Source organism: Ramlibacter sp. PS3R-8, assembly GCF_037572435.1.
Classification (GTDB): domain Bacteria; phylum Pseudomonadota; class Gammaproteobacteria; order Burkholderiales; family Burkholderiaceae_C; genus Ramlibacter.
In genome coordinates this window covers 302395-315851 of the sequence record NZ_JBBHGT010000003.1, presented here as the reverse complement: position 1 = coordinate 315851, position 13457 = coordinate 302395, and the positions used below count along the sequence as shown (strand labels likewise).

At 67.3% G+C, this 13457-nt stretch carries 11 protein-coding genes; 7 read left to right on the top strand and 4 right to left on the bottom strand.

What is annotated here, in order from left to right:
- The first annotated feature begins 2 nt into the window (after positions 1 to 2).
- The 6 genes from WG902_RS12900 to WG902_RS12875 all read left to right on the top strand — a co-directional run bounded on the left by WG902_RS12900 (position 3) and on the right by WG902_RS12875 (position 6260).
- Positions 3 to 1010, top strand: a complete 1008-nt coding sequence (locus WG902_RS12900; protein WP_340060492.1) for a Bug family tripartite tricarboxylate transporter substrate binding protein — start codon at positions 3 to 5, stop codon at positions 1008 to 1010.
- On the top strand, positions 1007 to 1858 hold the full coding sequence (locus WG902_RS12895; protein WP_340060491.1) for an alpha/beta hydrolase: 852 nt from the start codon (positions 1007 to 1009) through the stop codon (positions 1856 to 1858). The genes WG902_RS12900 and WG902_RS12895 overlap by 4 nt, the downstream gene beginning before the upstream one ends.
- A 19-nt stretch (positions 1859 to 1877) precedes the next feature.
- On the top strand, positions 1878 to 2864 hold the full coding sequence (locus WG902_RS12890; RefSeq protein WP_340060490.1) for an NADPH:quinone reductase: 987 nt from the start codon (positions 1878 to 1880) through the stop codon (positions 2862 to 2864).
- A 66-nt stretch (positions 2865 to 2930) separates the two neighbouring features.
- On the top strand, positions 2931 to 4874 hold the full coding sequence (locus tag WG902_RS12885) for an ATP-binding protein (protein ID WP_340060489.1): 1944 nt from the start codon (positions 2931 to 2933) through the stop codon (positions 4872 to 4874).
- An 83-nt stretch (positions 4875 to 4957) separates the two neighbouring features.
- Positions 4958 to 5605, top strand: a complete 648-nt coding sequence (locus WG902_RS12880) for a CoA transferase subunit A (RefSeq protein ID WP_340060488.1) — start codon at positions 4958 to 4960, stop codon at positions 5603 to 5605.
- A 4-nt stretch (positions 5606 to 5609) separates the two neighbouring features.
- Positions 5610 to 6260 (top strand): 3-oxoacid CoA-transferase subunit B, encoded by a 651-nt coding sequence (locus tag WG902_RS12875; RefSeq protein WP_340060487.1) that lies wholly within the window; start codon positions 5610 to 5612, stop codon positions 6258 to 6260.
- Positions 6261 to 6277: 17 nt separating this feature from the next.
- Here WG902_RS12875 and WG902_RS12870 read toward each other — a convergent pair whose 3' ends face one another.
- The 4 genes from WG902_RS12870 to WG902_RS12855 form a co-directional block, all read right to left on the bottom strand.
- Positions 6278 to 7867, bottom strand: coding sequence for an aspartate:alanine exchanger family transporter (locus tag WG902_RS12870; RefSeq protein ID WP_340060486.1), 1590 nt, complete (start codon positions 7865 to 7867; stop codon positions 6278 to 6280).
- Positions 7868 to 7891: 24 nt separating this feature from the next.
- Positions 7892 to 8749 (bottom strand): pyruvate formate-lyase-activating protein, encoded by an 858-nt coding sequence (gene pflA / locus WG902_RS12865; protein ID WP_340060485.1) that lies wholly within the window; start codon positions 8747 to 8749, stop codon positions 7892 to 7894.
- An 8-nt stretch (positions 8750 to 8757) separates the two neighbouring features.
- A complete protein-coding gene (gene pflB, locus WG902_RS12860) occupies positions 8758 to 11010 on the bottom strand; it encodes a formate C-acetyltransferase (protein WP_340060484.1) in 2253 nt (750 codons plus the stop codon).
- A 135-nt stretch (positions 11011 to 11145) separates the two neighbouring features.
- Complete coding sequence (locus tag WG902_RS12855) at positions 11146 to 11766, bottom strand: GNAT family N-acetyltransferase (RefSeq protein WP_340060483.1); 621 nt, start codon at positions 11764 to 11766, stop codon at positions 11146 to 11148.
- A gap of 101 nt (positions 11767 to 11867) precedes the next feature.
- Here WG902_RS12855 and WG902_RS12850 point away from each other — a divergent pair, with 101 nt between their 5' ends.
- The gene (locus WG902_RS12850; protein WP_340060482.1) at positions 11868 to 13454 is read left to right on the top strand and encodes an aspartate:alanine exchanger family transporter; all 1587 of its coding nucleotides are present in this window, start codon (positions 11868 to 11870) and stop codon (positions 13452 to 13454) included.
- Positions 13455 to 13457 lie beyond the last annotated feature (3 nt).

Below are 13457 nucleotides of genomic sequence, written 5' to 3'. Positions count from 1 at the left end.
CCATGCATCGACAGTTCTTCCCCGCGCGGCGCACCGCGCTGCGCGTCGCCACGGCGTTCGGCGCCGCCACGCTGCTGGCCGCTTCCCTGGCGCCAGTGATGGCCCAGGACAAGTACCCTTCGTCCGCCGTCAAGCTGGTCGTGCCGTTCGGCCCGGCCACCGGCCCCGACATCCTGGGCCGCACGCTGGGACAGAAGCTGTCGGAGAAGTGGGGGCAGCCCGTCGTCGTCGACAACAAGAACGGCGCCAGTTCCGCCATCGGCACGCAGTTCGTCGCCGCCGCGGCGGCGGATGGCCAGACGCTGATGGTCACGGCCAACACGCTGGTGCTGAACAAGGCGCTGCGCCCCGGCGCGGCCTACGACCCGGTGAAGGACCTGCAACCGATCGCGCCGCTGGCGATCGGGCGGCTCAGCCTGGTCGCGCACCCCAGCCTGGGCGTCAAGACGGTCCAGCAGCTCGTGGCGCTCGCCAAGTCCAAGCCGGGTGAAATCAATTACGCCTCTCCCGGCAACGGCACGCCGCACCACCTGGCAATGGAGCTGTTCGTGCAGGGCACGGGGACCAACCTCACGCACATTCCCTACAGCAGCACGCCGGCCGCGGTGAAGGACGTGCTGGGTGGCGAGGTCAAGCTGATGTTCCTGCCGATTCATGTGGCGCAGGCGCAGGTGAAGGCGGGCAAGCTGCTGATGCTGGCCTCCGGCGGCAAGCAGCGCGCCGAGGCCACGCCGGACGTGCCCTCGGTGGCCGAGGCCAGCGGCGTGAAGGACTTCGACGCCGACATCTGGTACGGCATGTACGCGCCGGCGGGTACGCCGCCCGCCGTGGTGGCGCAATTGAACCGGGACGTCAATGCGCTTCTCACGTCGCCGGAGATCAAGGCCGTCTTCGCCCAGCAGGGCATGTCGACGCTTCCCGGCACGCCGCAGGACCTGGCGAACCTCACGCGCAACGACCTGGCCCGGTGGACCAAGGTGGTGCAGACCGCCAACATCAAGGCGGATTGAGCATGCAGCCGGTGGCGATCGAGACCGTCCTGACGGAGGACAACGTCACGCTGCAAGTTGCCTGGATCGCGCCGCGCGATGCGACCAGGCCGGTCTTGCTGGCCACGCACGGCGTGGGCAACAGCTTCACGCTCTCGGGCCTGTGGCGCGCACTGCAGGTGCTGGCCGCCAGGGACGGCTGGGGCGTGGCGATGATGAACAACCGCGGGCACGACTGGGTGGCCATGAACGCGGGCGACCGCCGCTGGATCGGCGCGGCTTACGAAAAGATCGAAGACAGCGTGCTCGACTTCCAGGCGGGCCAGCGCTGGTTGCGCGAGCGCGGACACCGCCGGATCGTGATGGCCGGACACAGCCTGGGCGGTTTGAAGGCCTGCTACACGCAGGCGCACCATCCCGTCGACGACGTCGTTGCGCTGGCGATGTTTTCCTCGCCCCGCCTGCCCGACGACAAGGTGTGGGACTGGGCCGCCCACCAGCAACTGATGGCGCGCTGCGAGGACATGGTGGCCCGAGGCCGAGGCCAGGAGCTGATGCATGTCGACATGCCCACCAACACGCCCGCGATGAAGGGCCTCATGTGTTACGCCACCTACATCAACAAGTACGGCCCGGACGCAGCCACCACCGCGCTGCGCTACGCCGATCGCATCCGTGTTCCGGCGTTCCTGCTGGCCGGCGACCATGAGAAGCCCCAGCTTTCGTTCTCCATCGACATGGAAGCAGCGCTGGTGAACGCCCCATCGGTGCGGCGGGTGGCCGTCGAAGACTGCGACCACATCTACACCAACCGCATCGAGCAAGTGGCGAGCGCCACGAACGAATGGCTGCACGGGCTGTGCCGGTGAGGTCGATGAAAGGGAGGACATGAAGGCCGCTTATTACGAGAAACAGGGTCCGGCGACTGAAGTCCTGCGCATCGGTGACCTGCCCACGCCGCAACCCGGGCCGGGCGAAGTGCGAGTGAAGCTGCGCTGTTCCGGCGTGAACCCATCGGACTGGAAAACGCGCAAGGGCGGCGGTAACCGCAAGCTGATCGCGCCCCTGATCGTGCCGCACAGCGATGGCACGGGCGTGATCGACGCGGTGGGCGAAGGCGTGCCCGCCAGCCGCGTGGGCGAGCGCGTGTGGCTGTGGAACGGCCAGTGGAAGCGGGCCTTCGGCACGGCCGCCGAGTCCATCGCGTTGCCGGCGGTGCAGGCCGTGCCCCTGCCGCCGGGGACGAGCGACGTCGAAGGGGCGTGCCTGGGCATTCCTGCCTTCACCGCGATGCAAGCGGTCCGGCTGGCCGAACTCGGCCCGGGCAAGACCGTCCTGGTCCAGGCTGGCGCGGGCTCCGTGGGCCGCTACGCGATCCAGATGGCCAAGGCGCGCGGCGCGACGGTGCTGGCCACGGTGAGCAGCGAGGGCAAGGCCGCGCACGCCCGGTCCGCCGGGGCCGACCACGTCATCGACTACAAGCGCGAGGACGTCGCGGCACGCGTGCGCGAGATCACCGGTGGCGCGGGCGTGGACGAGGTGATCGAGATGAACCTCACGCGCAACGCTGCCGCCTACCCCGGCATGATCCGGCCGCACGGCCGCGTGATCGTTTACGGCGTGGAGGGGGCCGACGCAAGCCTGCCCGCGCTCTGGCTGATGCAGAACAGCATCGCGCTGAAATTCTTCCTGGTCTACGAACTCCCGGCGGAGGATCGCCGGGCCGCGCTGGCCGAACTGGACGCGCTGCTGCGCGCGGGCAGGCTGACGCACGTGATTGCGATGGAACTGCCGCTGGCCGAGGTGGCGCGCGCGCACGACCTGGTCGAAAGCGGGGCCGTCACGGGGAACGTGGTACTGCGCGTGGCGGACTGAAGCAGCAGGCGACCTTTGCCCTTTCGGGCAGTTGCCCCCGCGCCCGGCAGGGCAAAGAATCGCCGCATGGACCGTACCGCGGAAAACCATCCGGGCAACGTCCGTTGGCACCTGCCCGCGGCCGCCGCAGGCGTGGCCGCCATCTACTACGCCGGGGCCAAGCTGGGTCTTGCGCTCACTTCCGCCCCCCTGCCGATCTCGGTGCTCTGGCCGCCCAACGCACTGCTGCTGGCTGCGCTGCTGCTTTCTCCCCGCCGCTGGTGGTGGGGCCTGATCGCCGCGGTTTTCCCCGCCCACCTGCTGGCGCAGGCGCAAGGTGACGTGCCGATGGTCATGGCCCTGTGCTGGTACGTCAGCAACGTCTGCGAAGCCCTGATCGGAGCCGGGCTCATGGCGTGGCTGGGCGGGCCCGGGCCGGTGCTGCGCAGCGCCCGTTCCGTCCTCATCTTTCTCTGCGTCGCCGTCGCCGCTCCTTTTCTCAGTTCGTTCCTCGATGCCGCTTTCGTCGTGGCGGTCGGCTGGGGCGATGTTCCTTACGCGACCCTTTGGGAAGTGCGGTTCTTTTCCAACATGCTGTCGGTCCTCATCTTCGTTCCGGCACTGGTGACCTGCGTGCAGGCGCCTGCCGGCGAGTTTCCCCGCCTGTCACGCTCCCGCGCGCCGGAGGCCGCCCTGCTGGCCGCGGGCCTGCTGACAGCCTGCACCATCGCCTTCAATTTCGGCTCGATCCAGCCCGCGGCGCTCAGCCTGCTGTGCCTGCTGGTGCCGTTCCTCCTCTGGGCGGCCTTCCGGTTCGGTCCCTCCTTCATCAGCACCGCCTATGCCGGTGTCGCCGTGCTGGTCATCGTGTCCACCTCGCAGGGCCACGGGCCGTTCGTGCAGGACGCCAGCATGGATGCCGTCCTGCCGATCCAGCTGTTCCTGATCGCCATGGCGCTGCCCTTGCTGCTGCTGGCTGGGTTGAACCAGGACCTGCGGGCCGCGCAGGGCAGGCTGCGCGAGGCGCGGGGACTGGTCGAGGCGGTGTTTCGCCACAGCCCCGACGCGCTGGCGGTCACCCGGCAGTCGGACGGCCACGTGCTGCAGGCCAATGCCGGCTGGTGGAACCTGCCGCCGGGCCAGTCCGGGCGAATGCCCGACGAAAGCGAGTTGACGTTCGGTGATGCCGACGGCCAGGAGAGGGTGGTGCTGGTGTGCACCACCGGCGTCGACGTGGATGGTGAAGCCTGTGACATCCGCATGGCGCGCGACGTCACCGCGCAGCGGCGGGCCGAGGCCGACGCCAGGGAGCAGGACCGGCAGCTCAAGCACCTGGCGCGCGTGGCCTCGCTCACCGATTTCTCGGGCACCCTCGCCCACGAACTGAACCAGCCGTTGGCCGCGATCCTGAGCAACGCCCAGGCCGCACTTCGCATGCTCGACCACACGACGCCCAATGTCACGGAAATCCGGGCCATCCTGCGGGACATCGCCGAAGCGGACAAGCGGGCGGGCGTGCTGATCCACCACCTGCGCCTGCTGATGAAGAACAGCGACGAGGCCTTTGCCCCGCTCGACACCAACCACATGGTGGAGGAGGTCCTGGCGCTGGTGCACGGCGAATTCATCTCGCGCAAGGTCGAACTCAAGACCAGCTTCTGCGGGGACCTTCCGCAGGTTCGCGGGGACCGGGTGCAATTGCAGCAACTGGTGCTGAACCTCGTGCTGAATGCCTGCGAAGCCATGGAGCAAGGCGGCCGGCCGGAACGCGTGCTGAGCGTCGGCACGCACCATGGCGCGGACGGCACGGTGCAGATCCTGGTGACGGATACCGGCCCCGGCATCCAGCCGGACCTGATGCCGGGGATCTTCAAACCGTTCTACACCACCAAGACGAACGGGCTCGGGCTGGGCCTGTCGATCTGCCGCAAGATCGCGGCCAACCACGGCGGTTCCCTGTCCGTGCGCAGCAGCCCGGGCGAGGGCGCGAATTTCCGCGTCGTCCTGCCGTCCGCGCACGCCGCCCGTTAGGGCTGTGCCATTGCCCTAAAGGCCCATATGCCCCAGGGCCCACGGTGCTTACATTGACCCGTGGGCCACCCCAAGGAAGCACGATGCGAACACTCCCCCTTGCCGATGCTGTCGCCCTGATCCCCGACGGCGCCAGCCTGATGATCGGCGGTTTCATGGGCGTCGGCACGCCGGAAGGTGTGGTGGACGAACTGGTGCGGCAGGGAAAGCGCAACCTGACCGTCATCGCCAACGACACCGCCTTGCCTGGCACGGGCATCGGCAAGCTGGTCCGGGCCAGGCTGGTGAAAAAGGCGATCGTCAGCCACATCGGGACGAACCCCGAGACCCAGGCGCAGATGATCGCCGGCGAAATGGAAGTCGACCTGGTGCCGCAGGGCACGCTGATCGAGCGCATCCGCGCCGGTGGCTTCGGGCTTGGCGGCATCCTCACCGCGACCGGCGTGGGCACCGAGGTCGAGGAGGGCAAGCAGAAGATCACGGTGGCCGGCAAGCAATACCTGGTGGAACCCGCATTGCGGGCCGACTTCGCATTGGTCCTTGCCTTCCTCGCGGACTACCTCGGCAATCTCTCCTATGCGCTGACGGCACGCAACTTCAACCCGGTGATCGCGATGGCGGCGGACACCGTGATCGCATCGGCCGACAACATCGTGCCGGTGGGCGTGATCTCGCCGGACCAGGTCATCACGCCCGCCCCGCTCGTCGACTACCTCGTTGCACAGGCCTGACACCATGGACGCCCAGACCATCATCGCCAAGCGCATCGCCCTCGAACTGCAGAACGGCACGCTCGTCAACCTCGGCATCGGCATTCCGACGCGGGTCGCCAATTTCGTGCCGCCCGGCGTCAAGGTGTATTTCCAGTCCGAAAACGGATTGATCGGCACCGGCGCGGTGCCCGAGGAAGGCATGCATCACCGCATGCTCACCGACGCCGGCGGCCGGCCCGTCTCCGCGCTGCCCGGCGCCTGCGTGTTCGACAGCGCCATGTCGTTCGGCCTCATCCGCGGCGGCCACCTCGCCATGACCGTGCTCGGCGGCCTGCAGGTCGACCAGGGCGGCCGCCTGGCCAACTGGAAGATCCCGGGCAAGATGGTTCCGGGAATGGGCGGAGCGATGGACCTCGCCTCGGGCGCCAAGCGCGTGGTGATCGCCATGCAGCACAGCGCCAAGGGCAAATCGAAGCTCGTGAAGACCTGCACGCTGCCGCTGACGTCGGCGCGGCCGATCGACCTGCTGGTGACGGAACTGGCCGTGATCGCATTCCCGGATGGGAAGGCGACGTTGATGGAAACCGCGCCGGGAGTGTCCGTCCAGCAGGTGCTGGCCGCCACCGAGGCGGAGCTGGTGGTGCCTGACAGGGTGCCGGAGATGGCGATCTAGCAGCCGGGGCGGCAGCGTCACCGCCAGAGCGCGGGAACGATGTCGACGAACAGGATCTTCACGATCGTCATCCCGGGAAAGATCATGGCGTAGGCCAGGTCGGGCCGATCGGTCGGCGTGAGCTTGTTCGAATAGGCCAGCACCGCCGGATTGCCGCAGGCCCCGGACACGATGCCCGCCACTTCGTCGTAGGGCAGCTTGAACACCAGCAGGCCCAGCACCATGATCGGGATGATCAGGGCGGCGAGCACGATCGCGCCCAGCACCAGCATCTGCAGTCCGTTGCCGGCCACCGTCGCGGCAAACTTCGGCCCCGAGGACATACCCACCTGCGCCAGGAACAGCGTGAGCCCGAGATTGCGCAACACGAGATTGGCCGACAGCGGAATGGTCCAGTTCAAGCCGCCGGTCCGCCGCAGGTTGCCCAGGATCAACGCCATGACCAGGACGCCGGCGAGCCCGATGGAAAGCTTGCCGACGCCCGGCAGCGGAAACTGGATGGCGCCCAGCACGAAGCCGAGCGCCATGCCCAGGCCGATCGAGATGTAGCTGAATTCCGCGGTTCCCTTGATCGAGTCGCCGAAATAATGGCGCAGCGCGGCGAAGTCGTTGCGATGGGCCAGCATGCCGACGCGGTCACCAAACTCCAGCACCATGTCCGGGCGCGGCAGGATGTTGGTATCGCCCCGGCGGACCTGCGCGATCACGACCGCCCTGTCGCCAGGCAGAATCAGGTCGCCGATCGGTTTGCCCACCACGTTCGCCCTGGAGGCGAACACGCGGATGTAGTCGAGGTCGCTGCGGTCCTTCAGCAGGCGACCGGGTGCGGCCTCGCCCAGGCCCTGCCTGGCCATCTCGAGCGACTCCTTGCGGGGCGCGACCAGCAGCACCACATCGTTTTCCGCGACGAAGTGCCCATGCGCGGCCGGCTCGTTGTGGTGCCCGGTTCGCAGCGCCACGATCTTCACTTCGGGCGGCAAGGTGCTCATCACCTCCCCCAGAGTCCGGCCGAAATGGTCCTGGTTGCGGATGGCGACCTCCAGCATCTCCATGCCGCTGCCAGCCGAGGTGTCGATCTTCGGCTTGAGGAACAGGAACGTGAAGTACAGCAGCAGGATGGGGCCCGCCACGCCGAAGGGATAGGACACCGAGTAGCCCACCGCCGGGTCGTCGTTGCCCATCGTGGCGAGGGCGGCCTGCAGCGCCGGCGTGCTGGTGCTGGAGCCGGCAAACAGGCCGATGGCATAGCCCAGCTCCAGGTCGGCCATGCGGGCGATCAGCAGGCTCGCCACGCCCGCCATCGCCACGCCGGCCAACGCGATCAGGTTGGCTTTCTGCCCGGCCGAGCTGGTGAGGCCCTGGAAGAACTGCTTTCCGTACTGGACGCCGACCGCGTAGAGGAAGAGCGCCAGGCCGAGGGTGCCCACCATCGGTGCGGGCACCGCCTTCGGCGCGAACCAGCCGATGGCCAGGGCGACGAACAGCACGGCGCCCACGCCGAGCGAGAATCCCTTGATGTTGATCTCCCCGACCAGGTAGCCGATGGCCACGGTCAGGAACAGCGTCATCAGGGGCTGCTGCTCGAGCAGCTCCTTCATCCAATCCATGGCGAGGCTCCTGCGGCGGCCGCCTCAGTAGACGGTCAGGCCCTTGCTTCGAAACTGGTTGCGGACACGCTCGCTGAGTTCAGCGCTGGGCGTCTCGACGTCCTCCAGCGGGTACGTCAAGCCCAGCTCGTGCCACTTGTCGCGGCCCATCTGGTGGAAGCGCAGGATTTCCACGCGCTCGATGTTGGCCAGGCCGGCGCAGAACTCCGCCACTTTCTCGACGTTGTCGTAGGCGTCGCTCAGGCCCGGCACGAGCACATAGCGCACCCACATCGGCCGGCCCAGGTCGGAAAGGCGCCGGGCGTAGTCGAGCGTGGGTTGCAGCGGCTGGTGGGTGATGGTCTTGTAGGTGTCCGGGTCACCCGACTTGATGTCGAGCAGATGCAGGTCGACGTTCATGATCTCCGCGTCCGTCATCCTGGCGCCGAGCCGGCCCGAGGTGTCGAGGCAAGTGTGCAAGCCGAGTTCCTTGCAGCGGCGGAACATCTCGCGCACGAAAGGCCGCTGCACCATCGGTTCGCCGCCGGACAGCGTGATGCCACCGCCGCTGATCTTCAGCACCTTCGCGTATTTGCCGACCACTTCCATCGCCCGGGCCACCGTCACCTGGTGGCCATTCTTCTTGTGCCAGGTGTCGGGGTTATGGCAGTACTGGCAGCGCAGCAGGCAGCCGCTGAGGAAGGCGACGAAGCGCAGGCCAGGCCCGTCCACGGTGCTGCCGACCTCGTACGAATGAACGTAGCCGACGAGATCGTCCTGGCCGTCGATTTCCTCTTCGTCGGCCGCATGCACGGCGTAGTAGTCGCCCTGCGCCTTGACGCTCTTGAGCCCCTCGCTGTCGATGAGGAATTCGTATCGGCTGCCCGTGCGCGGTTCGGTCATGGCCCTCCCTACACGCTGGCATGGAAGGTGCGGTTGATCACGTCCATCTGCTGTTCCTTGGTGAGGCGCACGAAGTTGACGGCGTAGCCGGACACCCGGATGGTGAGCTGCGGGTACTTCTCGGGGTGCTTCATCGCGTCCTGCAGCGTCTCCCGGTCGAGCACGTTGACGTTCACATGGAAGCCGCCGCTGGCGAAATAGGCGTCGAGCGCGCCGACACCCCGGGTCACCCGGTCATCCGGCTTGCCCAACGCGGAAGGCACCACGGACAGCGTGAGGGAGATCCCGTCCTCGGAGTCGTCATACGGGATCTTGGCGACCGACAGCATCGCGGCCAGCGCGCCGTGCGTATCGCGGCCGTTCGAAGGGTTGGCACCGGGCGCGAAAGCTTCACCCGAGCGGCGGCCGTCCGGCATGTTGCCCGTCTTCTTGCCATAGACCACGTTCGACGTGATCGTGAGCACTGACTGGGTATGGACCGCGTCGCGATAGGTCGGGTACATGCGCACCTTGTTCATCATCTTGGACACCAGCATCTTGGCCAGGTCGTCGGCGCGGTCGTCGTTGTTGCCGAAGCACGGGAAATCGCCCTTGGTGTCGAAGTCGACGATGAGGCCCCGCGCGTCACGCTTGGGCACCACCTTCGCGTACTTGATCGCCGACAGGCTGTCGGCGGTGTGCGAGAGCCCGGCGATGCCGCAGGCAAGCGTGCGCAGGACGTCGCGGTCGTGCAGTGCCATCTCCACCGACTCGTACGCATACTTGTCGTGCATGTAGTGGATGATGTTCAGCGCGTTGACGTAGGTCTTGGCCAGCCAGTCCAGCATGGCGTCGAAGCGCTGCATCACCTGGTCGTAGTCCAGCACGTCGCCGGTCAGGGGCGCGAGCACCGGGCCGATCTGCTCGCCCGTGTTCTCGTCGCGCCCCCCGTTCAGTGCGTAGAGCAGCGCCTTGGCCAGGTTGACGCGCGCGCCGAAGAACTGCATCTGCTTGCCCACGCGCATGGCCGAGACGCAGCAGGCTATCGCGCTGTCGTCGCCCCACTTGGGCCGCATGAGGTCGTCGGACTCGTACTGGATCGAGCTGGTGTCGATCGACACCTTGGTCGCGAAGCGCTTGAACCCGTCCGGCAGGCTCGGCGACCAGAAGACGGTGAGGTTGGGTTCCGGTGCCGGGCCCAGGTTGTACAGCGTGTGCAGCGTGCGGAAGGCGGACTTGGTGACCAGCGTGCGCCCATCCTCGCCCTGCCCGCCCACCACTTCGGTCACCCACACGGGGTCGCCCGAAAACAGCTCGTTGTACTCGGGCGCCCGCAGGAAGCGCACGATGCGCCACTTGATCACCACGTCGTCGATGATCTCCTGCGCCTGCGACTCGGTGAGCTTTCCTTCCTTCAGGTCGCGTTCGAAGTACACGTCCCAGAACGTGGAGAGCCGACCGGCCGACATCGCCGCGCCGTTTTGCTGCTTGATGGCCGCCAGGTAGCCGAAATAAGTCCACTGCACGGCCTCGCGCGCATTGGCGGCGGGCACGGAGATGTCGGAGCCGTAGTTGGCCGCCATCGTCTTGAGTTCCTTCAGCGAGCGGATCTGGTCGGCCAGTTCCTCGCGCAGGCGGATCACTTCCTCGGTAGAGTGGCGGTCGTCGAGTTCGGTCTTCTCGCGGTCCTTGTCGGCCAGCAGGAAGTCGACGCCGTACAGCGCCACGCGCCGGTAGTCGCCGATGATGCGGCCACGGCCATAGGCATCCGGCAGGCCGGTCACCAGCCCGGACGATCGGGCCTTGCGAATGTCGGCCGTGTAGGCGTCGAAGACCCCGTCGTTGTGGGTGCGGCGGTACTTGGTGAAGATCTCGCCGACCCGCTCATCGGGCTTGTAGCCATACGACTCGAGGCTGTTGGCGACCACGCGCCAGCCGCCGAAGGGCATGATCGCGCGCTTCAGGGGCGCGTCGGTCTGCAGCCCCACGATGATCTCGTTGGCCTTGTCGATGTAGCCGGGATCGTGCGCCAGGATGCCCGAGGGGACTTGCGAGACATCGAGGATGCCCTTCTCGCGCTCCTTCGCCAGCAGCGGCTGCAGGGTCTTCCAGATGCCCTTGGTCCGCGCGGTGGCGGGCTGCAGGAAGGCGCCGTCGCCTTCGTAGGGGGTGTAGTTGCGCTGGATGAAGTCGCGCACGTCGACGCTTTCCTGCCAGGCGCCAGGGCGGAAGCCACGCCAGGCTGTCTTGACGCGATCACCCGCGGAATCCGAATTGGCCATGTTTGTCTCCTCGATCGTCCGGCAGGACACCCCGGCGGCCGCCCGGGCGCTTCCCATTCCAGAGGTCGGAGAAGTTTGAAACCGCCGCCCGTCAGGGGATATGGGACCAAAGGGCAACAGGCAGTCCTGCGCGCGTCATGCGGGCCCGGTGGGCGTGATCTCTTCGTCCAGCGATTTCCTGCAGATGCGCACCGACGCATCGTCGGGGTCGTAGCTCGCGCTGAAGCCGAGCCGGCGGGCCAGGCGGAGCATGGGCTGGTTCTGCGACAGCACGAATCCTTCCATCTCCTGCATGCCGCGCCGCCGCGCCTCTGCCATCAGCAGGCGCATCAGGGCGCTGGCCAGCCCCGCACCGGCGTAGCCCGCATCGACTGCGGTCGCGAATTCGCAGCTCGGACGGTCCTTGGCGAAGACGGCGAGGGCGGAGCCGACGATGTCGATGCCGTCGGCTGCCGGCACCGTGGCCACCAGGCCGATGCCGGCTTGCGGCAAGGATGCGAGCAAGCTGCGGGCGTACTCCATGTTCGGCGTGCGCACCACCCTCATCAGCCGCATGTAGCGGTCGTTCTCGCTCATGCGGCCGAATTTCTGCAGCAACTCCGCCTCGTCGGCCAGCGAGCTGTCGCGGACGTGCAGGACGCGCCCGTCACGCAGTGTGATGTCACGGCTGATCATGGTCTTCCAGGCGTTGGATGCGCAGCCATTGGAGACCCGCGGGTCGGCGGCCTGCCATTGGACCTTGGTCCAATGATTCACCCCAGGCAACGCGACCAGAATGACTGGCACAACGGGGAGAACACCCGGCCGCGTCGTACAGCTCCCGCATCGTCGACTAGGAAGAAAGAAAGAGACAAATCATGGACGCCCTCCGGTCACTCCTGGAATCCCAACTGCTTTTGACCATGTTCCTGACGATCGGGCTGGGGTACCTGGTTGGCGAGATCAACATCAAGGGCTTTTCGCTCGGTGCCGGCGCGGTGCTCTTCGTCGGCCTGGCCATCGGCGGACTGGCGCCGAAGTCGGCCCCCCCGGCCCTGGTGGGAACCCTTGGCCTGGTGCTGTTCCTCTACGGCGTGGGCATCCAGTACGGCGCGCAGTTCTTCAAGGGGCTCACCAGCGCCGAAGGCCTGAAGGCCAACGCGGCGGCGACCGCCGCCGTCGTCCTCGCGGGCCTGGTGTCCCTCGCCCTGGTTCCCCTGTTCGGCGTCAAGGCCGACGAGGCCCTGGGCATCTTCGCGGGCGCGGGCACCAGCACGGCCACCTTGCAGGCGATCATCGCCTCGCTCAAGAGCGACGGCGCCGCGGTCGGCTACGGCGTGGCCTACCCGTTCGGGGTTGCCATTCCCATCCTTTCCATCCACCTGTTGAATGTCTGGATGAAGCCGAAGTTCGATACGGCCGCGAAGAACGTGGAAGCAGCCGAAATCGCCTTGCGCAACCCGGACCTCGTCGGCCTCACGCTGGCCGACCTGCGTTCGCGGCTGCCCGCCGGTGTGGGCGTGATTGCCGTGCGGCGCGAGCACCAGAACCAGCTTCCGGATGACGCCCTGGTGCTCCGGTCGGACGACGTGGTGATGGCGACCGCCTCCGCTCCCGATGCGCTCGCGGCCGCGGTGACCTTGATCGGCGAACTGCATCGGGGACGCATGGTGGGCCACAGCGCGGATCTCGGCTATCTGCGCGTCTTCGCCTCCGCCGGCACCGTGGTCGGGCAGTCGCTGGGCAGCCTGCGCTTTCCCGACGGTGTTGCCGCTTCGATCGCGCACGTCCGCCGCGGCGACGCCGACATGATGCCGCACCCCGACCTCATTCTCGAAGTCGGCGACCGCGTCGGCCTGCTGGCCAGCCGGAGCCACACCAAGGCGCTGCGCAAGTTCTTCGGGGATTCGATCAAGGGCACGGCCGACCTCAGCTTCATTGCCATGGGGATCGGTGTCGCGCTCGGCCTGCTGCTGGGGTTGGTCCCGCTGCCCATCCCGGGCGTCGGCAAGCTGACGCTCGGCCTCGCCGGCATGCTGCTGTTCGCCCTTTGGCTGGGCAAGATGCGCCGCACGGGCCCCTTCGTGTGGTCCATGCCCTTCTCCGCGAACCTGGTGCTGCGCAACTTCGGCCTGACGGTTTTCCTCGCGCAGGTCGGACTCGCCTCCGGCCCCAAGTTCTTCAACACGGTTGGCGCCACGGGGGTGACCTACCTGGTCTACGCCATCGTGGTCACCTTCATCCTGGTGCTGGTCACCGCCGTGCTGTGCCTCTGGATCTTCAGGATGCCCTTCGACACGTCCATCGGCGTGGTCGCCGGTGCAACGGGCAATCCGGCCATCGCGGCCTTCGCGAGCAAGACCGCGCCGACGGACCGGCCCGATGTCGGCTACGCGATGATCTTCCCGTCGATGACCATCGCGAAGATCCTGTTCGTGCAGATCGCGGCCGTCATGCTGGTTTGAAAC